A 25,595-nucleotide genomic window follows, 5' to 3' on the forward strand; every position below is an offset into this window, starting at 1 on the left:
GACGATGCCGGTGGCGGGGGGGGGGGGGGGGGGGGGCAGAGGGGGGGGGGGGGGGGGGGGGGGGGGGGAGGGCGGGGGGGGGGGGGGGGGGGGGGGGGGGGGGGAACCCCCCCCCCCCCCCCCCCGCTCCGCTTCAGGGGAGCCCGATTTCGGTCCCGCACCTCCGGCGCGCGAGGATGGGGCCCATGTCTTCGACGAGCGAGTGGATGCGATGCGCCGGCGCCCGGCCGGCCGGGTCGTGCGGCCGTGCCGGGGAAGGGCCGGCCCGGTGACCGCGCCCCTTTACCAGCTGAAGGCCGAGTTCTTCAAGACGCTCGGTCATCCGGCGCGCATCCGGGTCCTGGAACTGCTCAGCGAGCGCGAGCACGCGGTGGCGGAGATGCTGCCCGAGGTGGGCATCGAGCCCGCGCACCTGTCCCAGCAGCTCGCCGTGTTGCGCCGGGCCAACCTGGTGCGGACCCGCAAGGAGGGCTCGACCGTCTACTACTCGCTGACCAGCCCCGAGGTCGCGGAACTGCTGGGCGTCGCCAGGTCCATCCTCTCCGGCCTCCTGGCCGACCAGGCGGAACTCCTCGCCGATCTGCGCTCCGCCCAGCCTCCGCAGCGGGGCGGACAGCCAGGCTGACGCGGGTCAGCCGGAGACGGCGAGCGTGGGCTGTTCCAGCGTCCGGGACACCGGGCGGCGGGGTGACGCCGGGCCCTGCGGGCCGTAGCCCAGACGAAGCACCATCTGGGCGTGGATCCGGCCGTCCCGCGGCTCCCGTACCTGCTCGCGCAGGTCGGGCCATTCCATCGCCTGGTGCATCAGCGAGGCCCGCAGGCCGTGGGCGGTGGCGACCAGCAGGACGTGCTGGAGGGCCTGCCCGGCCCGCAGCCAGTCGGCACGCCGGTCGTGCGCCGTGGACAGCACGGCGAGCGCCGGGTCCGTCTCGTAGGTGCGGGCGGCGAGCGTGGCAGGGTGGCGGTGCGCGCCGAAGTCCCGCATCGGGACCCGGTCCCGGTAGTCCTGCGGTCCGACCGCGGCCGGCGGGACCCCGAGCCCCGCGCCGTCCGGCTCGTGGACCCAGCGGCGGCTCTCGGCGGCCCGGTCGGGGTCGGCCGTGTTGCGCCGCTCGGCCTCCAGCGTCACCCGCAGCAGACGGTCGGTCTCACCCGCGCCGGGATGGCTCAGCAGCGCCCCCTCGGCGTGGGCGGCCTCGGTGAGTTCGGTCAGCACGGCGGCGGGCAGCGGCCGGTCGGCGAACGGCAGGCGGCTGCTGTGCCGGAGCCACAGGCACTCGTACAGCCCCGGGGGCGGCGTGAACCGGGCGGGCCCGCCCAGCCGCACCGTGGCCAGCAGGTCCGGTTCCTCGGGCCTGGGCAGCAGCCGGGTCACCGGGGCCCAGCCGTGGTGTGCCACCGCCAGCCGCAGGTTGAACAGGGCGCAGCCGACCGACAGGTGCAGCGCGCGTCCCGCCGGGTCGGTGTGGCGCAGGCCGCGTTCGGAGGCCGCCCGGACCTCCAGCGTGAGGGAGTCCGGGGCGAACCGGAACCGCCAGGGCTGGGTGTTGTGGATCGAGGGAGCGGCCACCGCCGCCGAGACCATCTCCTCCAGGGTCCGCACATCGAGCAGAGCGGTGGGCATGGTGGTCTCCTCCCCGCCCTCAACCGAAGGGCCGGTGGCCGGTGGGTCCGTCGATGACCCTGACCACGGTGGCCCCTCACGGGCGGGCGCGGACAGGGGCCGTACGGCCTCCGCGGGCGCCGGACGGCCCCTGCGGGCTCACCGCGTGTGCGGGGGATTCTGCTCCGGCTGCTCCAGCTGGGAGGCGATCACCGCGGCCTGCACCCGCCGCTGCACGCCCAGCTTGGCCAGCAGCCGCGAGATGTGGTTCTTGACGGTCTTCTCCGACAGGTAGAGCTTCTTGCCGATCTCCCGGTTGGTCAGGCCGTCCCCGATCAGCGTGAGGATCTCCCGCTCCCGCGGCGACAGGCTCGCCAGCTCGGGCGACAGCTCCGGCTCGGCGGCGGGCTCGGTCCGCAGGGAGCGCATCAGCCGGGCGGTCGTCGCCGGGTCGAGCATCGACTGGCCGGAGGCGACCGTGCGCACCGCCGAGACCAGGTCGGAGCCCTTGATCTGCTTCAGCACGTAGCCCGAGGCGCCGGCCATGATGGCGTCCAGCAGCGCGTCCTCGTCGTCGAACGACGTCAGCATCAGCACCGCCAGCTCCGGCATGCGGCTGCGCAGCTCGCGGCAGACGGAGATGCCGTCGCCGTCCGGCAGCCGCACGTCCAGCACGGCCACGTGCGGCCGCACCGCGGGCGCCCGCACGAGGGCGTGCGCTACGTTCTCGGCGTCGCCGACGACGCTGATGTCGGGCTCCGCGTCCAGCAGGTCGGCAAGACCGCGTCGGACGACCTCGTGGTCGTCGAGCAGGAAGACGCGGATCGGATCCTGCGCCGTGAAGGTGCGTGGCTCGGTCATGTCGACCCCTTGTTCCCCGGGTGTGAGACGGACTGCGGGCCGTCTGTTCCGACGATCATCATGCGGTATGCGGTGGGACGGGGGCCACCAGGACCCTGAGTCCCCACACGGCCTATGGCATATTCTGCGCAATCCGTCGCCGCCGCGACAGGAGCCCCCTCCCCTCGGGGGCCGGAGAGTGAGACCTTTATAGGTGTGTTTGTCCCGTTGCGCCCGTAAAGGGGGTGCGTCCGATGCGGAGGACCGTAGACGCGACCGTCGTGGGGTGGCGCTGGCGGCACAACCCCGTGCGGCGGCGCAGTGACGTGCTGGAGGCGTGGATCCTGCTGGTCACCTGGACGGCGGCGGTGTTCGCGGCGATCGTGGCCGGTCTCCTCGGCTCCCGTGCGCTGGAGCGCGTGGCGGAGCGGGACCGGGCCACCCGCCTGCCGGTGCCGGCGGTGGTGACCCACTTCGTGCCCGGCGGCGGCCGGGACGTGCTCACCGGCGTGCGCCTCGACCGGGTGCCGGCGACCGTGCGCTGGACGGACCGCGCGGGGCGGTCGCGCACCGGGACGACCGACGTGCCGCGTGCGGCCCGGCCCGGGACCGGGGTGAGGGCGTGGACGGACGGCCACGGCCACCTGGTCCCCGCGCCAGTCCCGGCCGCCGAGGCGACGACGCGCGCGGTGCTGGCCGGCGCGGGCGCCGCTGTCGTGACCGGCGTGACGGTGCTCGCGGGCGGATACCTGGTGCGCCTGCGGGTGGAGCGGCGCGCCACCGACCGCTGGGGCACCGAATGGGAACGCGCCGACCGACGCTGGGGCCACACCACCGGCTGACCCACGACCCCGCCATCGGACGACGCGCCTCCCCGCGACCCGCTGCCGGGCGCGGGGGCCCCGCCGTCAGGCGGTCGGCGTCCCGGCGGACCCACTGCCGTGGCAGCGGCCGCCTGTCGTCGGGCGGTGGTGTCCTCGCGGTCCCGCTGCCGCGAGCGCTGGACCTGCCGTCACGAGGTGGGTTCCCGTGGATCCGCTGTCCGGGCGCGGTGGCCTGCGGCCGGGCGGTGAGTGTCCTCGCGGTCCCGCTGTCGGGGGTGGACCCGCCGCCACACGGCGGGTGTCCCCGTGGACCCGCTGCCAGGGCGCGATGGCCTGCCGTCAGGCACCGTGCGTCTCTGCGGTCCCCTGTCGGGTGAGCCGGACCTGTCGTCGACGCGACGGGGGTCCCGCACCCGTCCGCCGGGCCGCGGTGGGTGTCCCCGTGGACCCGCGGTCGGGTGCGGGGGCCCGCTGTGCGGCGGCGGGTGTTCCCGGGGATCCGCGACCGGGGGGGCGGGGGATCCGCCGTCAGGGGGCGGGGGTGCCCCGGCCGTCGAGGTCGAAGCGGACGTCGACGACGCCCTCGACCGCCCGCACCATGCGTGCGGCCACCGGGACGAGCGAGGTGTCGTGGACCCGTCCGCCGAGCGTCACGACGCCCTCGTCGACCTCCACCCGCACCTCCGAGTCCGGGGCCGGGAACAGATACGCCACGACCTCCCGGCGCACCTCCCGCGCGATGTCCTCGTCCTCGCGCAGGAACACCTTCAGCAGGTCGGCCCGGCTGACGATGCCCTCGAGGCGGTCGTCCTCGCCGACGACGGCGAGCCGCTTGACGCGCGCCCGCGCCATCTCCCGCGCGGCCTGCGCGAGCGTCGCGTCGCCGCGGACGGTGAGGGCGGGGGAGGTCATCAGCTCGCCGGCCGTCACCGAGCCCGCCTTGGCGAGGTCGGACAGCCTGCGCAGCTGCGTGCGCCGGTCGGGGTCGCTGTCGCGGAACTCCTCCTTGGGCAGCAGATCCGCCTCGGAGACCATGCCGACGACCCGGCCGACGCCGTCCACCACGGGCAGCGCGCTCACCTTGTGCTGCTGCAGCGCCCGCACGATGTCCTTGAAGGCCGCCGTCCGGTCGACGGAGGCGACGGCGCGGGTCATCACGTCGCTCACGGTGTGCGGGGTTCCGTACACGTCCGCTTCGCGGGCCGCCCGCCCGCCGGGGTCCGGTGCCGTGGTCATCGCATGCCTCCGCTGCCGTACGGGCCGTACAGGTCCAGCAGCCGGGTCCGGGCCGTGCGCAGCCGGTGTGCCACGACCTGGCCCACCCATTCGGCGACGGCCCGCCCGAACAGCGGATCCGAGTGGCACAGCTCGCGCACGGCCGTGGCGTCGAACTCGTACGCCCGCAACGGGGTCACCGCCTCGGCGCCCAGGTGCCAGACGTGCGGCGGGTACAGCCAGGACCAGCCGACCATGTCGTTGTGCCCGACGGACTCGATGACGGCCGGGCGGCGGCCGGGCACCCGCATGTCGAGGTCGACCGTGCCGGTGCGGACGACCCAGAACTTGTCGGCGCGGCCGCCTTCCTCGAAGAGCCGGGTTCCCTGGGGGTACGACACCTCCCGGGCCATCTCCATCAGCCGCTGCCGCTGTTCGGGGGGCAGGGCCCGCGGCAGGCTCGTCGTTGCGGGAGCGTTCATGGCGTGCCTCCAGTGCGGCGTCGGAACTGGCCAGTTCCAGCGTGTCGGCGCGGGCGGCGGCGGGCCATGGGCCACCCGGCCCTGCGTCCGGGCCACCCGGCGCGGCGCCACCGGCTCCGGTCCGGCGGTACCGGCTCCGGCGCGGCGCTACCGGCTCCGGCACCACTTGCGGTACGCGGCGACCGCGGTCGGCAGCGTGGGGAAGATCAGGTCCCGGCCCACGGAGTCGGCTAGCCCGTACGCCTCCAGGTCGTCCAGCAGATCCTGTTTCACCCGGGCCAGGGCGAACACGACACCGCGGCGGGCCAGCTCGCGGCGCAGGGCGTCGACCGCGTCCAGGGCCGTGATGTCCACCTCCACGTTCGCCTCGGTGTTCAGCACGAACCAGCGCACCGGCTCGGTCTGCTCGTCGACGGCGGCCAGCGCCCGGCGGTGGAAGTCCTGCGCGTTGGCGAAGAACAAGGGGGAGTCGTAGCGGTAGATGAGCAGCCCGGGGATCGTGCGGGCCTGCGGGTAGTCGTCCACGTCGTGCATGCCGGCCACCCCCGGCACCAGCCCCTCGACGGCGTCGTGCGGGCGGGCCACCCGGCTGAGCAGCTCCGCCACCGACAGGCCCACGGCCACCAGCACCCCGTACAGGATGTCCAGGGCCAGCACCCCGGCCAGGCAGCCGAACGCCAGCAGCAGCTCGCGGCGGCGAAAGGAGGCCAGCCGGGCGAAGCCCGCCAGGTCGATCATGCGGACGGCCGCGTACACCACCAGCGCGCCCAGCACCGCCGCCGGCATGCGGGCCATCAGGGGGCTGAGGAACAGCAGGACGCCGAGCACCACCGCGCCCGCCACCAGGGAGTACGCCTGGCTGCGCGCGCCCGCCGAGGAGGCGAGCGCGGTCCGGCTGGCGCTGCTGCTCACCGGGAAGCCGTGCAGGAAGCCGGCGCCGAGGTTCGCCGCGCCCAGGGCCAGGAACTCCTGGTCGGCGTCGAGCGGGGGCGCCTCGTCGTCGCGGCCGCTGAAGGCCCGCGCGGTCAGCACGAAGTCGGTGTAGCCGACGATGAGAACGCCCAGCGCGGGCAGCACCAGCTCGGGCAGCACGCTCAGACCGGGCAGCCCGGCCGAGGGCAGGCCCGAGGGCACCTCGCCGATCACCTTGACGCCGAAGCGGTCGTCGAGACCGAACACGCCCACCGCCGCGGTGCCCAGCACCACCGCGAGCAGCGGGCCGGGCAGCGGGCGCGGCAGCCGGTTCACCGTGAACAGGAACGCGATCGCGACGGCCGAGAACAGCACCGTCGCGCCGTGCGCCTGCCCCAGACCGCCCAGGAACGACCACAGCTGCGGGAAGAAGGCCGAGCCGGTGCTGGGCACGCCCGTCAGCTTGGGCAACTGGTCCACGATCATGATCAGGGCGACGCCCGCGAGATAGCCGATCAGCACCGGCCGGGACAGCAGGTCGGCGACGAAGCCCAGCCTCAGCACCCGCGCCGCCACGCACAGCAGGCCCACCGTGACGGCGAGGGCCGCCGCGAGCGACGCGTAACGGGACGGGTCGCCGCCCGCGAGCGGACCCACCACGACGGCCGTCATCAGCGCCGTCGTCGACTCGGGGCCCACCGACAGCAGGCGGGAGGAGCCCAGCAGCGCGTACAGGCCCAGCGCGGGCAGGATCGCCCACAGCCCAGCGACCGGCGGCAGCCCGGCCACGCCCGCGTACGCCATCACCTGCGGGACGAGATACGCCGCCACCGTGAGGCCCGCCAGCAGGTCGCCGCGCAGCCAGGACCGGCGGTAGGAGCCCAGCGCGGCGATCCCGGGCGCCAGACGGCGCCAGTCACGTACATGCCCGCCCGAGCCGCGCACCTGGGCCTCCCTCCGCCGGCCTGTCCGGCATCCGCCGTGCCACGGCCCACCGCCCGGCCACCTCGGCGGCACCAGCTTCCGCGACCCGGCGACCGGCCGGAAGGGGCCGATCAGACCATACGACGGCGCCGCCGACGTGCGGCGTCGGCCCCGTGGCGGACGCGATGCGGGACGCCGCACGGCCGTTGGGCCGGTCGGTCCCCGCGGGGGACATGCGGCCCCTGCAGCGCCCGCCGGGAACTGCCCGAGGCTGGGAGCAGATCCCGATCAGGAGGCAGATATGGTCCGTACCGTTGTCGCAGGACTCGACGGCTCGCCCGAAAGCAGGGCCGCCGCGGAATGGGCCGCCCGCGAGGCGAAGCTGCGCGGCCTGCCGCTGAGGATCGTCCACGTGTGGGAGCCCGTCCCCGCGCCGATGGCCCAGGCACCCTTCCTCGGCGCCGAGACCAGGCAGCAGTGGACCGACCAGTACCCCTCGGACACCGCCGCCGGTCTGAGGCTGCGCCACCCCGGCGTCGAGGTGACCGTCGAGCAGTCCAGTGGCCGGCCCGCCGACGTCCTGCGCGAGGCGGCGAAGGACGCCGAACTGCTCGCCCTCGGCTCCCGCGGACTGAGCGGCGTCGGCGGGTTCCTGGTCGGCTCCGTCGGACTCGCCGTCGTGGCGCACGCCACCGTGCCCGTGGTCCTGGTAAGGGCCGGAGAGCAGGCCGCCGACGAGCACCAGCCGGACCCGGTGGGCATCCCGTCGGCCGCCACCCCCTACCGTCCCGTGGTGCTCGGCCTCGACCCGGCCGGACCGGACGACACCGTCCTGGAGTTCGCCTTCGAGGCCGCCGCCCGCCGCTCCGCCGCCCTGCGGATCGTCTACGGCTGGAACCTGCCGCCGTACTACACCTACGGCCTGACCGTGGACCCGCAGCTCCACGACGAGGTCGCCCGCCAGCAGGCCGCCGCCCTCGCCGAGGCCGTGCGCCCCTGGCGGCAGAAGTACCCGGACGTCGAGGTCGTCGAGGAGTCCCGGGCCGGCAGCGCCGGCGGTTTCCTGGTCGACGCCGCCGAAGGGGCCGCGCTGCTGGTGGTGGGCCGCCGGGTCCGCCGCACCCCGCTGGGGCCCTTCATCGGCCCCGTCGCGCACGCGGTGCTGCACCACTCCACCGCCCCCGTCGCCGTCGTCCCGCACGACTGACCGACCCTGACCACCAGGAGGAGCGAGTGACATGAACGCCGGCGACGACGTACCGCGCGGCCGGGTCAGGGCCCGCATCGTGTTCGATCTGAAATCAGGACGGTGAGGACGATGGAACTGCCCCTCGTGGTGGGCACGGACGGCTCCGAGCCGAGTCTGCGCGCCGTGGACTGGGCGGCCGACGAGGCCGTGCTGCGCGGCGTGCCGCTCAGGGTCGTGTACGCCTCGCTCTGGGAGCGCTACGAAGGCACCGCGCTCGCCCAGGAGATCCGCAAGCCGTCCGACGAGGTCATGGCCGAGGACATCGTCGACGGCGCCACCGAGCGGGCGCTCCGCCGGCACCCGGAGCTGAAGGTGTCCGGCGAGGTGCTGGCCGAGGAGCCCGAGTACGCCCTGGTGCGCGAGGGCCGCAACGCCTCCGCCGTGGTGGTCGGCACCCGCGGCCGCAGCGGCGTCGCCGAGTACCTGCTCGGCTCCGTCAGCCTCACCGTGGCCGCCCACGCCGACTGCCCGGTGATCGTGCTGCGCGGCAGCCAGGACAAGCGGGCCGAACCGGGCACCCGCGGACGCGTCCTGGTCGCCGTCGGCGAGGACGGCGCCGACGCCCCGGCCCTGCGCTTCGCCTACGACGAGGCCCGGCGCCGCGGGGTCCCGCTGGAAGCCGTACGGGCCTGGCGGTGCCCCGCGCACGAGACCACCGACCATCCGCTGCTGGCCGGCGAACCCGCCAGGGCGCACGAGGAACGCGCCGCCGAGGCGCTGGAGGCGGCCCTGCGCGACGCACCGCCGGACCTGGAGGTGCGCCGGCGCACCGTCGAGGGCCACGCCCGCCGGGTGCTGGTGGCCGCCTCGCACGACGCCGACCTGCTGGTCGTCGGGGCCAAGCGGCGGCCCGGGCACGTCGGACTGCAGCTCGGCCGCGTCACGCACGCCGTGCTGCACCACTCCGCCTGCCCGGTGGCCGTGGTACCGCACCGGGTGTGAGGCCCGCGAGGGACCCCACAAGGGGGTTACAGGCTCGCCGCGTGATCCGGGACGTAGGTCTGCAGATCGCGCGGCGGGCGCTCGTACCCGGTCGACGGCGGCCGCGGCGGCAGCTCCAGCACCGGCGGCGGCACGTCACGGTAGGGCACCGTGCTCAGCAGGTGGGCGATCATGTTCAGCCGGGCCCGCCGCTTGTCGTCGCTCTCCACCACGTACCAGGGGGACTCGCTGATGTCGGTGTGCACCAGCATCTCGTCCTTGGCCCGGGAGTAGGCCTCCCAGCGCGTGATCGACTCCAGGTCCATCGGCGACAGCTTCCAGCGCCGCAGCGGGTCGTCCAGACGGCGCCGGAACCGCTCCTGCTGCACCGCGTCGCTGACCGAGAACCAGTACTTGCGCAGCAGGATCCCGTCCTCCACCAGCATCCGCTCGAAGATGGGGCATTGCCTGAGGAAGAGCTGGTACTCCTCCCTGGTGCAGAAACCCATCACGTGCTCGACCCCGGCCCGGTTGTACCAGGACCGGTCGAACAGCACGATCTCCCCGGCGGCCGGCAGATGCTCGACGTACCGCTGGAAGTACCACTGGGTGCGCTCCCGCTCGGTCGGCTTCGGCAGCGCCGCGATGCGGGCCACTCGCGGATTGAGGTGTTCCGCGACACGCTTGATGGTGCCGCCCTTGCCCGCCGCGTCCCGCCCCTCGAAGACGACCACCAGACGAGCGCCCTCGGCCCGCACCCACTCCTGCAGCCGCACCAACTCGGCCTGCAGCCGGAGCAGTTCCTTCTCGTAGGTCTTGCGCGGCAGCGCCGCCTCGTCCTTGCCGGCCATTGCCGCCGCCTCCACCACCGCTCGATGACCCCTGCCGCTGACACCCGGAGCCACTGATGCCCAAGGTCGAACACCAGGACGCCACCGTACTGACCGACGACGAGCTGCGCACTCTGGACGCCCACTGGCGGGCCGCCAACTACCTGGCCGCCGGGCAGATCTACCTGCTCGCCAACCCGCTGCTGCGCGAGCCGCTGAAGCCGGAGCACATCAAGCCGCGGCTTTTCGACGCCTGAGATCAGGTCCGGATCGGGGGCCGACCGGCCCCTGATCGGTCCCCCAACAGCCCATGGGAGCGGGGACCGTTCCGCTGGACCCTCGGAGTGTCAACAGACCTGGAGGGAACCGCGATGACGCACGACGCGCCGGGCAGGCCCATGGTCCACGCTCTCCTCGCGGACGGCAGCACGGTGTGCATCCGCGGCGTGCGGCCGGACGACCACGACCAGTTGCGGGGGTTCTACGAGGAGATGTCCCCGGAGAACCTGCGGCTCAGGTTCTTCTCCGCGAGCAGGCGCTCCGCCGAGCTGGCCGCCGACCGGGCGTGCGCCTCCCCGCACCCGGGATACCGCGCCCTCGTCGCCGAGACCCAGGGCCGGATCATCGGCCTCGCCGAGTACGACACGGCCGGCGGCGACGGCACGGAGGCCGAGATCTCCATCGCCGTCTCCGACTCCGTGCACCACCGGGGCGTGGGCACCCTGCTGACCGAGCACCTGGTCTCCGCCGCCCGGGCCGAGGGCATCACCGGCTTCACCGCGGAGGCGCTCAGCGAGAACCACGAGGTGCTGCGCCTGTTCGCCGACCTCGGCCTGCACACGGCGCGCCACTTCGACGGCCCGGAGGTGCGCTGCGCCATCGCGCTCGACGAGTCCGACAGCTACCTCACGGCCGTGGAGGAACGCGGGCGCGCCGCCGACGTGGCCAGCCTCCAGCCGCTGCTGCGGCCGCGGGTGGTCGCCGTCGTCGGCGCCGGCCGCAAGCCGGGCTCGGTGGGCCGGGCGGTCCTGCACCACCTGCGCGCCGGCCGTTACGCCGGGCGCCTGTTCGCCGTGAACCCGCACGTCGACGCGATCCTCGGCGTGCCGTCCTACCCGTCGGTCTCCGCCCTGCCCGTGCCGCCCGACCTCGCCGTACTCGCCGTGCCCGCCGCCGCCGTCCCCGCCACCGCCGAGGAGTGCGGCAAGGCGGGCGTGCGGGCCCTCCTGGTGATCACCGCCGGACTCGACGCCGACCAGGCACGCGCCCTGCTGACGGCGTGCCGCACGAGCGGCATGCGGCTGGTCGGCCCCAACTGCCTCGGCGTCGGCAACACCGAACCGGACCTGTGCCTGGACGCCACGTTCGCCGCCGACCACCCCCGCCCCGGCACCGCGGGCGTCGCCGTGCAGTCCGGGGGAGTGGGCATCGCCCTCCTCGACGGGCTGTCCCGGCTCGGCATCGGCGTCTCCACCTTCGCCTCCCTCGGCGACAAGTACGACGTCAGCGGCAACGACATGCTCCAGTGGTGGGAGAGCGACGGCCGCACCGACCTCGCCCTGCTGCACCTGGAGTCCTTCGGCAACCCGCGCGCCTTCTCCCGCACCGCCCGCCGCGTCACCCGCCGGATGCCGGTGCTGACCGTCGACGCCGGCCGCACCGAGGCCGGCCGGCGCGCCGCCGCCTCGCACACCGCGGCCGCCGCCACCCGCACCATGACCCGCGGCGCGCTGTTCACCCAGGCCGGCATCACCGCCACCCGCTCCTGCGGCGAACTCCTCGAAGCCGCCGCCCTGATGCACTCCCAGCCGCTGCCCGCGGGCCCCCGCGTCACCATCGTCACCAACGCCGGCGGCGCCGGCGTGCTCGCCGCCGACGCCTGCGCCGAGGCCGGGCTGACCCTTCAGCCGCCGTCCCCCGGCCTCGTCGACGCCCTGCGCGCCGTCCTGCCCGGCGGCGCCGCGGCCGGCAACCCCGTCGACGTCACCGCCGCCGTCACGGAGGAACAGCTCACCCGGTGCGTGGACCGGGTCCTGGAGTCCGCCGCCGTCGACGCCGTGCTCGTCGTCCTCGTCCCCACGGCGGTCGCCGCGGCGACCGGCGACGACCTGGTCCGGGCCCTCACCGGCGGCCCCGCACGGCGGCCGAAGCCGGTCGCCGTACTCCGGCTGGAACAGGCCCTGCCCGTCGAACTGCTGCCCGCCGCCGACGGCGGCACCGTGCCCGCGTACGCCGAACCGCAGGCCGCGGCACGCGCCCTGGCCCACGCGGCGCGCCGTGCCGCCTGGCTCGCCCGTCCCGCCGGCACCGTCCCCGTCCTCGACGGCGTCGACGGCGCACGCGCCCACGCCGTCGTCGAGGAATTCCTCGACGCCCACCCCGAGGGAGGCTGGCTCCACCCGCGCGAGTGTGCCGGACTCCTTGACTGCTACGGCGTCCCGCAGTCGCCGTGGGCCTGGGCCGAGACCGAGGACGAGGCCGTCCTCGCCGCCGACCGGCTGCGCGGCGCCGACGGCCGGGTCGTCATGAAGGGCCACTGGCCGGGCCTGCTGCACAAGAGCGCCGAGCACGCCGTCCACCTGGACCTGCGCGGCGACCAGCAGGTGCGCGCCGCCTTCCGCGACCTGCGGACCCGGTTCGCCGGACTGCTGACCGGCGTGGTGCTGCAGCCGCTCGCCGACCGCGGCACGGAACTGATCGCGGGCGTCGTCCAGGACGAGGTCTTCGGACCGCTGGTGCTGTTCGGGCTCGGCGGCACCGCCACCGAGGTCCTCGCCGACCACGCCGCCCGGCTCGCCCCGCTCACCGACCTGGACGTCCACGACCTGATCACGGCCCCGCGCTGCGCCCCGCTGCTGCTGGGCGAGGGCGGCGCCCGGCCGGTCGATCTCCAGGGCCTCGAACAACTGCTGCTGAGGCTGTCCCGCATGGCGAGCGACCTGCCGCAGCTGGCCGAGGCCGACTTCAACCCCGTGCTCGCGACACCGGACGGCGTCCGTGTGCTCGACGCCCGGGTGCGCCTGCTGCCCCGCAGGCCCCAGGACCCCCATCTGCGCCGGCTCCGCTGAGGAGGAAAACAGTCATGCGACACAACAAGGTCGGCTCCGTCATGACCACGGAGGTCGTCCGCGCCGAGTACGGCACGCCCTTCAAGGAAGTGGCCCGGCTGCTCGGCGAGCACCGCATCAGCGGACTGCCGGTGGTGGACGACGACGAGAAGGTCATCGGCGTCATCTCCGAGACGGACCTGCTGATGCGGCAGGCCGAGAGCCCGGACCCGGCCGAGCCGAGGAAGCGCTTCCGGTTCGCCGACCTCACCCACGAGGGGCGGATCCGTGCGGCCAAGAGCCGGGCCCGCACCGCCGGCCAGCTGATGACCGAGCCCGCCGTCACCGTGCACGCCGACGAGACCATCGTCGAGGCCGCCCGCACCATGGCGCAGAACCGGGTGGAACGGCTCCCCGTTCTGGACGAGGAGCAGCGCCTCGTCGGCATCGTCACCCGCCGTGACCTGCTGCAGGTCTTCCTGCGGCCCGACAGCGACATCCACGACGAGGTCGTCGACGAGGTCCTGGTCCGCGCCCTGTGGCTGGCCCCGCGCAGCATCGACGTCTCGGTGGTCGAGGGCGTGGTCACGCTCTCCGGGCACATGGAACGCAGGAGCGAGACCGAGATCGCCGTCTCCATGACCCGGCAGATCGACGGCGTGGTCGCCGTCGTCGGCAAGCTGACCTACCGGCTCGACGACTCGCACATCCAGCCCGAGGAGCAGGCGCTGCACGGCGTCGCCGACGACTGGCTGCGCAGGCTGTGACGTGACGTGACGTGACGTCAGGTGAGAGGAGGCGGATCGCCATGCCGACGCGCGTGCTGGTCGCCTACGGAACGAAGAACGGATCGACCGCGCAGATCGCGGAGGCGGTGGCCGACGTGCTGCGCAAGGAGGGGCTCGAGGCCGACACGGCGCCCGCCTCGGCGGTCACCGACGTCACCCCGTACGACGCCGTCGTGGTCGGCGGCGCCCTGTACGCCGGACGCTGGCACAAGGACGCCCGTCGGCTGTTGCGCCGGCACGGCCGGACGCTGGCCGAACGCCCGCTGTGGCTGTTCAGCAGCGGCCCCCTCGACGCCACCGCCTCCGAGCGGGACATCCCGCCCGTCCCCGGCGTGCTGCGCGCCATGGACCGGCTCGACGCCCGGGAGCACGTCACCTTCGGCGGCCGCCTGGAGGAGGGCGCCAAGGGGCGCATCGCGCGGATGATCCTGCACAGCGGCAAGGGCGGGGACTTCCGGGACTTCCCCGCGATCGAGGCGTGGGCGGCGCACGTCGCCGACGCGCTGCTGAAGGAGCGGCAGGAACCTGCCTGAACGGTGCGGCGCGGGCCCGGCGCGGAAGGAACCCCGGCGCGAGACCCGCGCCGGGGTCCTTCCGTGCCGCGGACCGGAGTCGTCGCGGACCGGAGTCGTCGTGGACCGGAGTCAGCGGTGCACGGCCAGCGGCACGGTGTCGACGGTCACCGCGTGACCGTCCTCGGGAGACAGGTAGTACGCCGTCAGCAGGCCCGGCCCGGTGCGGAGGGCGCGGTAGGGGAAGGTGACGTCGAAGGTGCCGCGGGTGCCGGTCCCGGACGTCGCCCGGACCTGCACGTCGGCGGCCCTTTGCCCGGAGGCGTCGGTGACCTTCAGCCGGAACACCGCCTCGAAGGTGTCGGCGCTGCCCCACACCCGCAGCGGGCTGCGGACCGTGTCGCCGATCAGCGGGGACTCGACCAGCACGGCGGGGGAGACGTCCTCGAAGTCGGCCCGCCCGACCGGGCCGTTGAGCACGATGCCCTCGCCGCCGAAGGCCCTCACCGGCTTGCCGTCGATCTCGAAGGCGACCTTGCGCACCGACGGGAAGCGGGTCGCGGTGAACACGACCTGGGCGAGCCGTTCCCGCATCGACAGGCTGCCGCCACCGTCGTCGTAGCGGCCGGACAGGTCGACCGTGGCGACGTGGTCGCGGATGACGACGGAACGCAGCCGGGTGCCGGACGGGACGGCGGTGGTGCGGGAGTGACGGGCCTCGTAGGCGTTCGGCCCGGCCAGCAGGGCGCGCACCGCGGCGGCGGCGGTGCCCGGCGCGGTCACCGTGCGCGGGGCGGCGGAGATCTTCTCGCCGTGCAGGAAGTACACCGTCGTACGGACCTGCTTCGCCGGGGTGGCGGGGGTGGCGGGGGTGGCGGCGGACTCGGACGGGCGGGCGGCGCCCGAGGCGCCGCCGGACGAGCCGGTGTCCGCGGGGGACGACGGGGCGGCCGTGGTTCCGCCGGACGGGTCCGTGCCGCCGCCCGTGCCGCAGGCGGCGACCGTGACCAGGGGAAGCGCGAGCGCCGCGGTGAGCACACGGGACCGGCGGCGGGCGCGGCAGGCGGACGGCGTTTTGGTGAACATGGCATCCTCCTCCGACGCTCCCAGCCAACCCCTCGGCGCGCTCCTCACCCAGTGCTGTACGGCCCTCGCCGCGGGCCGAACGGCCGGGCATCCCTCGGCCGGGCCGCGACAAGGGCACGGGAGGGGGCGCGGGAGGGCCAGGGGGGCCAGGGGAGGGCCAGGGGAGGGCCGCACAGGCCGACCGCCGGGACCCTCGGCCCATGCCCCGGCGGACGCCCGGCCGGGACCCTGGGTGTGGACGGTTCACGACCGGTGGACGGTTCGCGAAAGGCGGGAAGCCCATGTCCGTGTCCTACGACAAGCCCGGCCACGCCGCCGTGCATCTGGCCCGCGCCGCCTCCCTCGCGCCCTCGCCGCACAACAGCCAGCCGTGGTTCTTCGTCGAGGAGGGCTACGACCGCGGTTTCGAGGTGCACGCCGACGCCGGCCGGCGCATGCCGCTGTCCGACCCCGACGGCAGGGAGATGGTCGTCGCCTGCGGGGCGGCCCTGTTCAACGCGCGGATGGCGGTACGGCACCTCGGCTTCAAACCCGCCGTCGAGCTGCTGCCCGACCCGGCCGACCCCACCTTCCTGGCGCACGTCGGCTTCGCCGCCCACGCCCCCGTCTCCGCCGACGAGGCGGCACTGGCCGACGCGATGGGGCTGCGGCACACCCACCGCGGACCGTTCGCCTCCGAGTCGCTGCCCGGCGAGTTCCTCGACGAGCTGAGCGAGCACGCGCGGGCCGAGGGGGCCGTCTTCCAGGTCATCGACGAACCCGAGGAACTCGAACTGCTCGCGCGGCTGGTGCGCACCGCGGAGGACCGGCACCGCGCGGACCCGGTGCACGCGGCGGAGGTGGCCCGCTGCGTAGGGCCCGACCGCGTGCCCGCCGAGGCGTGCCGTTACCACCCGGACTGCACGCTCCTGGCCGGCCGCGACTACCTCTACCTCTCCCGCCGGTACGTCGTCCCGGCCCGTCGGCGCGCCGTCGGCACCGGCACCGTCGCCGTGCTGTCCACCGCGCGCGACCAGAGCCAGGACTGGCTGCGCTCGGGGCAGGCGCTGCAGCGCGTGCTGCTGGCCGCCGCCGCCCGGGGCGTGATGGCCGCCTTCCACACCCAGCCCCTCGAACTGCCGGAGCTGCGGGCGCGGATGCGTCGGCAGCTCACCGCCGGTCACTTCCCGCAGGTGGTCATGCGGCTCGGCCGCACCGGACAGCGGTGGTCCACCTCCCGCCGTCCCGCCAACCGGGTCCTCGTCCGCGACAGCGCGCCGGCCCGGTGGTGACGATGCCCCGCGTCAGCCGCCCACGAGCGGCCGGGACACGCTGGTGGCGGCTGCGCCGCAACCCGCTCCGGCCCCGCAGCTACCTGGTCGAGGGCTGGCTGCTGATCGCCACCTGGATCCTGGCCCTGCTCGCCGCCGTCGCCTCGGGCCTGGGGACGGCCGGCGCGGTCGAGCGGAGCATCGACCAACTGCGGGCCGCCCGGCACGCGGTGGCGGCCGTGCTGGTCAAGGACGCGGTGCGCGGCACGTCCTCGGTGGACGGAGGCGGCAGCTCCCGGGCGTGGGCCACCGTGCGCTGGCCCCTGACCGACGGCACCACCCGCCAGGGCATCACCGCCGTCGAGCCCGGAAGCCGGGCCGGCAGCACCACCCGGATCTGGCTGGACCGCGAGGGCAACCTGGTGTCCGAACCCGCCACCGCCGGCCAGGCGCGCGCCCAGAGCGCCGCACTGGGCGCGGCGGCCGCCGTGATCGGCGGCAGCCTGGTCCTGCTCGCCGGCTGGCGCGTACGCGCCCGGATCGACCGCAGCCGGCTCCGCCGCTGGGACACGGAGTGGGCCATGGTCAGCCGCCAGTGGCGGGGCAGGACCGGCTGACCCGCGGGGACGAGCCCCCGGACGGGCCCGGCTGACGTACGGGAAGGAGCCCCCGGCCGGGATGCGCTGATCTGCGGGGGCGAACCGTCCGGTGGGGCGGGCTGACCTGCGGGGCAGAACCGTCCGACGGGGTGGGCTGATCTGCGGGGGCGAGCCCCCGGGCAGGATCGGCTGACGTGCGGGGACGAGCCGCGGGCCGGACCGGCTGACGTGCGGGGACGAGCCGCGGGCAGGATCGGCTGACGTGCGGGGACGAGCCGCGGGCGGGATCGGCTGACGTACGGGGACGAGCTGCGGGCGGGACCGGCTGATCTGCGGGGGGCGAGAACCCGGGCGGGATGGGCTGATCTACGGGGACGAACCGCCCGACGGGGCGGCTGACCTGCGGGGGCGAGTGCCCGAATGGGACGGGCAGACGTACCGGGGCGAGCCTTCGGACCGGGTGGCCGGCGGGGCGCAGGACGGGCACGGAGGGCGGCCCGGCCCGGTGTCCCGGCGGGCCGAACCGGCGTCCGTGCCGGTGCCCGTGCCCGCCCCGGCACTCAGCAGATCCGCGGGAGCAGTTCGCCCAGTGGCATGTCCACGATGCGGCGGGCGCCGACCAGGGTCCGCATGGTCACCCGGCCCGGGGGGCCGTCGGGCGTGACCTCGCCGATGCGGGTCGCCTGCGCGCCCTCGGGCATGGACCGCATCGCGGCCAGTGCGTCCACGGCGACGGCCGGGTCGACGAAGGCGACCAGACAGCCCTCGTTGGCGACCACCAGCGGGTCGAGGCCGAGCAGGTCGCAGGCGGAGGCGACCGCCTCGGGCACGGGGACGGCGTGCTCCTCGATCTCCACCGCGACGGACGAGTCCCGCGCGATCTCGTTGAGGGCGGCGGCCAGTCCGCCCCGCGTCGGGTCGCGCAGCACGTGCACGGCGGCGCCCAGCGGCGTCAGCGCGCGCACCAGCCGGTGCAGCGGACGGCTGTCGGAGGCGATGTCGCTCTCGAAGCCGAGTCCCTCACGGGTGCTGAGCACGGTCGTCCCGTGCAGCCCGACCGGCCCGGACAGCAGGACCGCGTCCCCGGCGCGGGCCGACGCCGCCGACGGGCACAGCGGCGCCTGCCGTCGCCCGACGCCGGTGGTGTTGACGAACAGCCGGTCGGCCGCGCCGCGCCCCACCACCTTGGTGTCGCCGGTGACGATCGGCACCCCGGCCTCCTGGGCGGCCTTGCCCAACGACGCCGTCACGGCCCGGAGTTCGGCCAGCGGCAGGCCCTCCTCGACGATCAGGGAGACGGACAGCGCGAGCGGCCACGCGCCCCGCATGGCGAGGTCGTTGACCGTGCCGTGCACGGCGAGGGAGCCGATGTCCCCGCCGGGGAAGAACAGCGGGCTGACGACGAAGCTGTCGGTGCTCATCACCAGGCCGGAGCGGCCCGGCAGCAGCGCCGCGTCCTCCAGCGGCCCGCCGGCCTCCCCGAACGAGGGCAGGATCAGGCTGTCGAGGAGTTCCGCGGAGAGGCGCCCGCCGGCGCCGTGGCCGAGCAGGACGATCTCGTCCTCGTGGTGCGGGGTGGGGCATTCGATGGTCATGCCGTGCTCCTGGGGGCGGTGCGGCCGGCGGCGTGGAAGGCGGCACACGTGCCCTCGGAGGACACCATGGGCGCGCCGAGCGGATGACGGGGCGTGCAACGGGTGCCGTACGCGGGGCAGTCGGTGGGCAGCCGCGCGCCGGTGAGGACCGCGCCCGCGATGCACTCCGGGTCCTCCACCGGGGACAGCCCGCCCACGTCGAACCGGCGGGCCGCGTCGAACCGCGCGTACTCCTCGGCGAGTTCCAGACCGCTGCCCGGCAGCGAGCCGATGCCGCGCCAGGACCGGTCGGTGACCCGGAACACCCTGCGGACGGCGTCCTGCGCGTCGGTGTTGCCCGCGCGCCGCACGGCCCGCACGTACTGGTTCTCCACCTCGTGCCGTCCGCACTCCAGCTGCCGCACGGCCATCAGCACGCCCTCCAGCAGGTCCAGCGGCTCGAAGCCGGTGACCACGATCGGCACCCGGTAGCGGGCGGCGATCGGTTCGTACTCGCGCCAGCCCATCACCGCGCACACGTGCCCGGCCGCCAGGAACGCCTGCACCTCGCAGTCGGGGTCGTCGAGCAGCGCGGTCATGGCGGGCGGCACCAGGACGTGGCTGACCAGCATCGAGAAGTTCGTCAGCCCCAGCCGGGCCGCGTGCAGCACGGCCGTCGCGTTCGCGGGCGCCGTCGTCTCGAAGCCGACCGCGAGGAACACCACCTCCCGGTCGGGGTGGGCGGCCGCCAGGCGTACGGCGTCCATCGGCGCGTACACCACCCGCACGTCCGCGCCCCGCGCCCGCAGCGAGAGCAGGTCGGTCCGGGAGCCGGGCACCCGCAGCATGTCGCCGAAGCTGGTGAACAGCACACCGGGCCGGGCGGCCACGGCCATGGCCCGGTCCAGCGTCTCCAACGGCGTCACGCACACCGGGCAGCCGGGTCCGTGGATCATCCGCATCCCGGCCGGCAGCAGCTCGTCGATGCCCTGGCGGACCAGGGTGTGGGTCTGGCCGCCGCACACCTCCATGATCCGCCAGGGCCGCGTGGCGGTCTGCCGCAGCTCCCCCAGCAGCCGCCGGGCGAGCACGGGGTCGCGGTACTCGTCGAGGTACTTCATCGGTGACTGAGATCCAGACGGATGTCGACGACCCCCTCCACGGCCCGCACCGCCCTGGCGACGATCGGGACGAGGATGCGGTCGGGCAGCGGGCCGCTCAGGACGACCACGCCGTCCCGCACGGTGACCGTCAGCTCGGTGGTGATCGGGAGCCGGCCCAGCACGTCGTGCCGGATCTCCTCGGCGATCTCCTCGTCCTCGCGCAGGAAGACCTTCAGCAGGTCGCTGCGGCTGACCACGCCCTGCAGCAGGCCGACCCCGTCCACCACGGGCAGCCGCTTGACGTGCCGGCGCGCCATGATGCGGGCGGCCTCGGCGACCGAGGCGTCCGCGTGCACGGTCACGGCCGGGCTGCTCATGAGCTCGCCCGCGGTCAGCGCGGCGGCCTTGCGCCGCTCGTCGCGCTCGGCGTCCTCCTCGCCCCCGTCGCGGAACTCCTCCTTCGCCAGCAGGTCGGCCTCGGAGACCACGCCGATGACCCGGCCCTCGCCCACCAGGACGGGCAGCGCGCTCACCTTCCACTGGTCGATCAGGCCGACGACCTCCTTGAAGGGCGCGTCGCGCCCGACGGCGATGACGGTCTGCGTCATCACATCGCTCACCGTGTACGGAGTCTCAGGCATCGCAGCCTCCCGCTGGTTCTCCCGGCGTGTGGCCGGAGGTACGGACGACCGTCAGGTCGAGGAAATGGGCGGAGCACGAGATGCACGGGTCGTGGTTGCGGATCACCCGCTCGCACAGGGCCGTCAACTCGGCGTCTCCCGGTTCGCCTTCGCCGATCGCCCGCTGGACGAGGCGCAGCAGGTCCTCCTCGATCGCGCCCTGGTTCTGCGCGGTCGGCGGCACGAGCAGCGCGGCGGTGACGATGCCGTCGGCGTCGATCTCGTAGCGGTGGTAGAGCAGCCCGCGGGGCGCCTCGGTCGCGCCGTGCCCGACGCCCGCGACCGGGGGGACGTCCGTGTACGGGCGCTCGGGCGGCTCGTAGCGGCCGATGATGCGCAGCGCCTCGTCGACGGCGTACAGCGTCTCCACCGCCCGCACCAGGATGGAGCGGAACGGGTTGCGGCACACGGCGCCCTCACGCGGGTCGCCCAGCCCCGCCTCGGCGCACGCCTGCAGCGCCACCGGGGACAGCAGCCGGCCGCTGATCGCGAACCGGGCGAGGGATCCGGTGAGATGGAGGCGCCCGTCGAGCCGCGAGTGCAGCGCCGTGGAGTGCGCCACCTGGGTCTCGGTGACGTGTTCGGTGAAGTCCGCGACGGGGAAGGAGCCGGTGGAGCCGTCGGGCCACAGGACGCTCGGGGCGCCGCCCTCGATGGCGTACGTGTCCGGCTCGGCCAGCGCCAGCAGGGCGGCGTCGGTGCGGGCGTCCGGGAACTCGAAGCCGGCCACCCAGCGCACGGTCGCCCACGCGTCGTCCAGCGCCCGCCTCAACTGCTCCGTCATCGGCCGCAGTTCCTCGCGCGTCGGCGCCCGGTGGAAGCCGCCGAGACGTACGTTGACCGGGTGCACCGCCCGCCCGCCGAGGAGCTCCATCAGGTCGTTGCCGGCCTTCTTCAGCCGCAGCCCCCGCTCCACCTCGGCCCGGTGGGTGCGGGCCAGGTCGATCGCGCCGGACCGGCCCAGGAAGTCCGGGGCGTGCAGCAGGTAGACGTGCAGGGCCTGGCTCTCGATCCACTCCCCGCAGTACAGCAGCCGGCGCAGCGCCCGGACCGCCGGGTCGACCGTCACACCGCAGGCGTCCTCGACCGCCGCGCACGCGCTCAGCTGGTACGCCACCGGGCAGATGCCGCACACCCGGGACGTCAGATCGGGCGGCTCGGTGTGCGCCCGGCCGCGCAGGAACGCCTCGAAGAACCGCGGCGGTTCGTAGATCTCCAGCCGGGCCTCGGTGACCGTGCCGTCGTGCACGTGCAGGCGCAGCGCGCCCTCGCCCTCGACCCGGGACAGCGAGCCGACGTGCAGGACACGGGATCCGCGGTGTGTCACTGGTCCAACTCCTTCTGGAACGCGGCGGCGTTGAAGGTGTGCAGGAACCGCAGCACGGCGTCGTCGTCCATGCCGTCGTGGCGCAGCAACGGGATCAGGGCGGGCAGGTTCACCGACCCCGACGGCCCGAAGCAGCCGTAGCAGCCGCGGTGGTAGGTCGGGCACAGGGCCCCGCACCCGGCGTGCGTGACCGGGCCGAGGCAGGGGGTGCCGTGGGCGACGGTGACGCAGACGTTGCCGCGCCGCTTGCACTCGAAGCACACGCTGTGGTCGGGCACGTCGGGCTTGCGTCCGGCGAGGAACGCGGTGATCACCTCGATGAGCTGACGGCGGTCGATGGGGCAGCCGCGCAGTTCGAAGTCGACGGCCACATGGGCGGAGACGGGGGTGGAGTCGGCGAGCGTGGAGATGTACTCGGGGCGCGCGTAGACCGTGCGCCGGTACTCGTCGACGTCCGCGAAGTTGCGCAGGGCCTGGACGCCGCCGGCGGTCGCGCACGCGCCGATGGTGACCAGGCGGCGGGAGGCGACGCGGATCTGCCGGATCCGCTCGGCGTCCTCCTCCGTGGTGACGGAACCCTCGACCAGCGACAGGTCGTAGGGGCCCGGCTGCACCTCGCTGGACGCCTCCAGGAAGTGCGCGATCTCCACCTCGCCCGCCAGCGCGAGGAGTTCGTCCTCGCAGTCCAGCAGGGTGAGCTGGCAGCCGTCGCAGGAGGCCAGCTTGAACACGGCGAGTTTCGGTGCCATCTCACAACTCCCTCACCGCGAGCAGCGGTTCGGCGAAGGCCCAGTCCACGACGGCGCCGTCCCGGCACACCAGCAGCGGGCCGAGCTGGCAGTGCCCGCACGTCCCGGTCGCGCACCGCATGTTGCGCTCCAGCGAGACCCGGATCCGTTCGCGGGGCACGCCGCGCTGCGCCAGTTCCCGGGCGGCGGCCCGGATCATCGGCTCGGGCCCGCAGACGAACGCCCAGGTGTCCGCCGGATCGAAGAGCGCCCGCCCCAGCAGCTGGGTGACCACACCGACGTCGCCGCGCCAGTGCCCGTCGGGCTGGTCGACGGTGACCCCGGTGTACGCCGTGGCCCAGCCCGCCACCTCCTCGCGGGCGATCAGGTCGCCCGGGGTGCGGGCCCCGATCAGCACGTTGACGCGGCGGTACGCCGCCGGCTCGGCCAGCGCGGCGAGGACCAGCGGCCGCACCGGGGCGAAACCGATGCCGCCCGCCACGACCACCACGTCCCGCCCGCGCGCCCGCCGCAGCTCCCAGTCGCTGCCGTAGGGGCCGCGGACGCCGACGACGTCACCCACCCGGGCCGCGCACAGCCCGCCGGAGACCGCGCCGACCGAGCGGACGGTGTGCGCGAGACCGCCAGTGGACTGCACCGAACTCGCGGAGACCGGGATCTCGCCGCGTCCGAAGGAGTGCACCATCGCGAACTGGCCGGGCAGGAACTCCTCGAGCGGCGCACCGACCGGCTCCAGACGCAGCGTGACCGTGTCCGCCGTCTCCTCCCGGCGGCCGACCACACGGTGCGGCACCGGTACGGCGGTCATCGCGGTTCCCTCGTCTCGTAGATCCCGTACAGGTCGACCAGCCGGGCCCGGGCCGCGTTCAGCCGGTGGGCGAGCACCCGGCCGACCCAGTGCTCGACGGCGCGGCCGAACTCGGCGTCGTTCAGGCACATCAGCCGGACGGCGACGGCGTCGAACTCGTACGTCTCCAGCCGGGTGACGGCCTCGGCGCCGAGCTGCCAGACGAACGGCTCGTACAGCCAGGACCAGCCGACCAGGTCGCCGACGCCGAGCGTCTCCACGACCGGCGGGCGGCGGCCGGGCACGTGCATGTCGAGGGCGGCCGTGCCGCTCCGGACGATCCAGAAGCGGTCGGCGTGCCCACCCTCCTCGAACAGGCGCGTGCCCTGCGGGAAGGTGACCTCCCGGCCGACGCGCAGCAGCCGCTCACGGTGCTCGGCGGGCAGGGCGTGGTTCATGCGCAGGGCGATCGAGGGGGCCATCAGTTCGTCTCCGTTCCGGTCTCGGGCTCCGGCGCTTCGGACTCGGCCTTCAGCGCGGCCACTTCCTCGGTGATGTCGATGCCGACCGGGCACCAGACGATGCAACGCCCGCAGCCCACGCAGCCGGTCGTGCCGAACTGGTCGTGCCAGGTGCCGAGTTTGTGGGTGAGCCACTGCCGGTAGCGGCTGCGCCCGGAGGAGCGCACCGGGCCGCCGTGCAGGTAGGAGAAGTCCAGGTCGTAGCAGGAGTCCCAGCGCTGCCAGCGCTCGGTGTGGTCACCGGTGAGGTCGGTGACCTCCTCCGTGGTGGTGCAGAAGCAGGTCGGGCACACCATCGTGCAGTTGCCGCAGGTCAGGCAGCGCGCGGCGACGTCGTTCCAGCGCTCGGCGTCCAGGCTCGCGCCGAGCAGGGCGCGCAGGTCGACCTCGGGCAGGGCGCGGCCCATGTGGTCCCGGGCCGCCTCGACCGAGGCGCGCGCCGCGGTCTCGGTGGGCGGGTCGGCCGCGCGGTGCGGCACCTCCGCCAGCAGCCCGGCGCCCTCCTCGCTGCCGACGCGCACCAGGAAGCGGTGGCCCCGCTCGTCGATCACCTCGGTGAGCGCGAGGTCGTAGCCGGGATCGGCGGCGGGCCCGCCGCCCGTGGAGACGCAGAAACAGGTCGCGCCGGGCTCGGTGCACTCGGCGGCGATCAGCAGCGCGCCGGAGCGGCGCGCTGCGTAACCGGTGTCCGCGTACCGTCCCCCGGCCAGCACCCGGTCCTGGATCGCGATGGCCCGCAGGTCGCAGGGGCGGACGCCGAGAAAGGCGTACGACGGCGGCTCCGGCTCGTCCGCGGTGAAGGAGACTTCGCCCTCGGGCGTGCGGTCGGCGCTCCACAGCCGCTGCCGCGCGGGATGCAGGAACGCCTTCCAGGACTGCGGGCCGGCGCTGTTCGCGAAGGCCGCCCCGTCCGCGCGCCGCACCAGCCGGTAGTGGCCGGCCTCCAGCTCCACACCCCAGCCGTAGGGCAGCGCGTCCGCCGACGTCAGCTCGGCCAGCACGATCGCGCCGTCCCGGACGGTCGGTCCCACGACGGTTCGTCCCCGGGCCACCAGAGCCGCGACCAGGGCGCTCAGGCCGTCCCGGTCGAGCACGACCGGGGCTGCGGTGACGGTCATGACGGTCCTCCTCGTCCGGCTGGCCGTGGTCCTCCACCGTCAGGTTCCGGCGGCGGGGGCCACCGGCGGCAGGGGCCGACCGGCCCTGCTCCCCGTGCCGACCGGATCCTCACCGTCGGCGTGCGCCGGTCGGTTTCCTGGCCGCGAGCCGCTCGACGGCGGGGTACCGCGTCGGCCCTGCTCCCCGTGCCGACCGGATTCCCACCGCCGACGGCCCCTGTCCCTGGTGCGCGCCGGTCTCCCGCCCGCAGGCGCGCGACCGCCGACGGCGGGACACCGCGCCGCCCGTCCGCGCCGCTCCCCGCGCCGACCGGATCCCCGCCGCCGGGCGTCCGGCGGCCGTGGTGGGCGCAGGTCTCTTCCTGCGGGTCGGTCTCCCGGCCGTGGGTGGCTCGACGGCGGGATGCCGCGTCGGCGGTGCGCGCTGCGCCGCTCTCTGTGCCGACCGGCGCCCGCGCACCCGGAGGTACCGGCCGGTCCGGGCCGACCGAGCCTGTTGCCCGTGCCGACCGCATCCGGACCGCCGACGTGCGCCGAAGGGCGCTGTCCCTCATGCGGGCTGGTCTCCTGCCGGGCGGGCGGGCGGGCGAGCGGGCGTCGGCGGCGGCGGTATCCGCGTCGGCGGTGCGCGCTTGTCCCGTGTCGGCCGGCAAC

The 25,595-nt window shown here is 75.0% G+C and carries 24 protein-coding genes and 1 pseudogene; 10 read left to right on the forward strand and 15 right to left on the reverse strand.

The window, feature by feature from the left end; genetic code table 11:
* The first annotated feature begins 268 nt into the window (after positions 1-268).
* Entirely contained in the window at positions 269-625 is a 357-nt protein-coding gene (locus tag ACZ5GT_RS22770) for an ArsR/SmtB family transcription factor (protein WP_469028383.1), read from the forward strand.
* A gap of 6 nt (positions 626-631) precedes the next feature.
* Here ACZ5GT_RS22770 and ACZ5GT_RS22775 read toward each other — a convergent pair whose 3' ends face one another.
* Complete coding sequence (locus ACZ5GT_RS22775; protein ID WP_469028389.1) at positions 632-1,624, reverse strand: Acg family FMN-binding oxidoreductase; 993 nt, start codon at positions 1,622-1,624, stop codon at positions 632-634.
* 138 nt (positions 1,625-1,762) lie between these two features.
* On the reverse strand, positions 1,763-2,464 hold the full coding sequence (locus ACZ5GT_RS22780) for a response regulator (protein ID WP_469028396.1): 702 nt from the start codon (positions 2,462-2,464) through the stop codon (positions 1,763-1,765).
* A gap of 233 nt (positions 2,465-2,697) precedes the next feature.
* On the opposite strand from ACZ5GT_RS22780, the gene ACZ5GT_RS22785 reads away from it, so the two are divergent.
* A complete protein-coding gene (locus ACZ5GT_RS22785; protein ID WP_469028401.1) occupies positions 2,698-3,285 on the forward strand; it encodes an Rv1733c family protein in 588 nt (195 codons plus the stop codon).
* Between the two features lie 510 nt (positions 3,286-3,795).
* Here ACZ5GT_RS22785 and ACZ5GT_RS22790 read toward each other — a convergent pair.
* The 3 genes from ACZ5GT_RS22790 to ACZ5GT_RS22800 form a co-directional block, all read right to left on the reverse strand.
* A complete protein-coding gene (locus tag ACZ5GT_RS22790; protein ID WP_469028824.1) occupies positions 3,796-4,455 on the reverse strand; it encodes a CBS domain-containing protein in 660 nt (219 codons plus the stop codon).
* Between the two features lie 44 nt (positions 4,456-4,499).
* The gene (locus ACZ5GT_RS22795) at positions 4,500-4,964 is read right to left on the reverse strand and encodes a cyclic nucleotide-binding domain-containing protein (protein ID WP_469028405.1); all 465 of its coding nucleotides are present in this window, start codon (positions 4,962-4,964) and stop codon (positions 4,500-4,502) included.
* Between the two features lie 147 nt (positions 4,965-5,111).
* Entirely contained in the window at positions 5,112-6,821 is a 1,710-nt protein-coding gene (locus ACZ5GT_RS22800) for a SulP family inorganic anion transporter (protein WP_469028407.1), read from the reverse strand.
* 280 nt (positions 6,822-7,101) lie between these two features.
* Here ACZ5GT_RS22800 and ACZ5GT_RS22805 point away from each other — a divergent pair, with 280 nt between their 5' ends.
* Complete coding sequence (locus ACZ5GT_RS22805; RefSeq protein ID WP_469028412.1) at positions 7,102-8,007, forward strand: universal stress protein; 906 nt, start codon at positions 7,102-7,104, stop codon at positions 8,005-8,007.
* 111 nt (positions 8,008-8,118) lie between these two features.
* Positions 8,119-8,991, forward strand: coding sequence for a universal stress protein (locus ACZ5GT_RS22810; protein WP_469028419.1), 873 nt, complete (start codon positions 8,119-8,121; stop codon positions 8,989-8,991).
* Positions 8,992-9,017: 26 nt separating this feature from the next.
* Here ACZ5GT_RS22810 and ppk2 read toward each other — a convergent pair whose 3' ends face one another.
* Positions 9,018-9,821: a polyphosphate kinase 2 gene (ppk2, locus tag ACZ5GT_RS22815; RefSeq protein ID WP_469028426.1), complete on the reverse strand. Its 804-nt coding sequence runs from the start codon at positions 9,819-9,821 to the stop codon at positions 9,018-9,020.
* A 56-nt stretch (positions 9,822-9,877) separates the two neighbouring features.
* Here ppk2 and ACZ5GT_RS22820 point away from each other — a divergent pair.
* From ACZ5GT_RS22820 to ACZ5GT_RS22835, 4 genes and pseudogenes are all read left to right on the forward strand, one after another.
* A pseudogene (locus ACZ5GT_RS22820) lies at positions 9,878-10,045 on the forward strand (phosphoketolase family protein); the annotation flags it as partial.
* Positions 10,046-10,171: 126 nt separating this feature from the next.
* Positions 10,172-12,868: a bifunctional acetate--CoA ligase family protein/GNAT family N-acetyltransferase gene (locus ACZ5GT_RS22825; protein ID WP_469028434.1), complete on the forward strand. Its 2,697-nt coding sequence runs from the start codon at positions 10,172-10,174 to the stop codon at positions 12,866-12,868.
* A 14-nt stretch (positions 12,869-12,882) separates the two neighbouring features.
* On the forward strand, positions 12,883-13,614 hold the full coding sequence (locus ACZ5GT_RS22830) for a CBS domain-containing protein (RefSeq protein ID WP_469028441.1): 732 nt from the start codon (positions 12,883-12,885) through the stop codon (positions 13,612-13,614).
* Between the two features lie 41 nt (positions 13,615-13,655).
* Positions 13,656-14,168 (forward strand): flavodoxin domain-containing protein, encoded by a 513-nt coding sequence (locus tag ACZ5GT_RS22835; RefSeq protein ID WP_469028445.1) that lies wholly within the window; start codon positions 13,656-13,658, stop codon positions 14,166-14,168.
* Positions 14,169-14,279: 111 nt separating this feature from the next.
* Here ACZ5GT_RS22835 and ACZ5GT_RS22840 read toward each other — a convergent pair whose 3' ends face one another.
* Positions 14,280-15,233, reverse strand: coding sequence for a GerMN domain-containing protein (locus ACZ5GT_RS22840; RefSeq protein ID WP_469028448.1), 954 nt, complete (start codon positions 15,231-15,233; stop codon positions 14,280-14,282).
* Between the two features lie 281 nt (positions 15,234-15,514).
* Between ACZ5GT_RS22840 and ACZ5GT_RS22845 the strand changes: the two genes are divergently transcribed.
* On the forward strand, positions 15,515-16,504 hold the full coding sequence (locus ACZ5GT_RS22845) for an Acg family FMN-binding oxidoreductase (protein ID WP_469028451.1): 990 nt from the start codon (positions 15,515-15,517) through the stop codon (positions 16,502-16,504).
* Positions 16,505-16,506: 2 nt separating this feature from the next.
* Complete coding sequence (locus tag ACZ5GT_RS22850; protein ID WP_469028453.1) at positions 16,507-17,100, forward strand: Rv1733c family protein; 594 nt, start codon at positions 16,507-16,509, stop codon at positions 17,098-17,100.
* 542 nt (positions 17,101-17,642) lie between these two features.
* Here ACZ5GT_RS22850 and hypE read toward each other — a convergent pair.
* From hypE to ACZ5GT_RS22890, 8 genes are read right to left on the reverse strand one after another with little or no spacing between them, the layout of a single operon-like run.
* Positions 17,643-18,677 carry a hydrogenase expression/formation protein HypE gene (hypE, locus tag ACZ5GT_RS22855; protein ID WP_469028460.1) on the reverse strand — a complete coding sequence of 345 codons (1,035 nt, stop codon included), beginning with the start codon at positions 18,675-18,677 and terminating at the stop codon, positions 17,643-17,645.
* The gene (gene hypD / locus ACZ5GT_RS22860; RefSeq protein WP_469028466.1) at positions 18,674-19,777 is read right to left on the reverse strand and encodes a hydrogenase formation protein HypD; all 1,104 of its coding nucleotides are present in this window, start codon (positions 19,775-19,777) and stop codon (positions 18,674-18,676) included. Before hypD ends, hypE begins: the two co-directional genes overlap by 4 nt.
* Positions 19,774-20,400: a CBS domain-containing protein gene (locus tag ACZ5GT_RS22865; RefSeq protein WP_469028473.1), complete on the reverse strand. Its 627-nt coding sequence runs from the start codon at positions 20,398-20,400 to the stop codon at positions 19,774-19,776. Before ACZ5GT_RS22865 ends, hypD begins: the two co-directional genes overlap by 4 nt.
* The gene (locus ACZ5GT_RS22870) at positions 20,393-21,766 is read right to left on the reverse strand and encodes a Ni/Fe hydrogenase subunit alpha (RefSeq protein ID WP_469028480.1); all 1,374 of its coding nucleotides are present in this window, start codon (positions 21,764-21,766) and stop codon (positions 20,393-20,395) included. Before ACZ5GT_RS22870 ends, ACZ5GT_RS22865 begins: the two co-directional genes overlap by 8 nt.
* Positions 21,763-22,515 (reverse strand): NADH-quinone oxidoreductase subunit B family protein, encoded by a 753-nt coding sequence (locus ACZ5GT_RS22875; RefSeq protein WP_469028483.1) that lies wholly within the window; start codon positions 22,513-22,515, stop codon positions 21,763-21,765. The genes ACZ5GT_RS22870 and ACZ5GT_RS22875 overlap by 4 nt, the downstream gene beginning before the upstream one ends.
* A 1-nt stretch (position 22,516) precedes the next feature.
* Entirely contained in the window at positions 22,517-23,323 is an 807-nt protein-coding gene (locus tag ACZ5GT_RS22880) for an FAD/NAD(P)-binding protein (RefSeq protein WP_469028486.1), read from the reverse strand.
* Entirely contained in the window at positions 23,320-23,784 is a 465-nt protein-coding gene (locus ACZ5GT_RS22885) for a Crp/Fnr family transcriptional regulator (RefSeq protein WP_469028489.1), read from the reverse strand. Before ACZ5GT_RS22885 ends, ACZ5GT_RS22880 begins: the two co-directional genes overlap by 4 nt.
* The gene (locus ACZ5GT_RS22890) at positions 23,784-24,941 is read right to left on the reverse strand and encodes a 4Fe-4S dicluster domain-containing protein (protein ID WP_469028492.1); all 1,158 of its coding nucleotides are present in this window, start codon (positions 24,939-24,941) and stop codon (positions 23,784-23,786) included. Before ACZ5GT_RS22890 ends, ACZ5GT_RS22885 begins: the two co-directional genes overlap by 1 nt.
* Positions 24,942-25,595 lie beyond the last annotated feature (654 nt).

The organism is Streptomyces sp. NPDC031340, assembly GCF_055569945.1.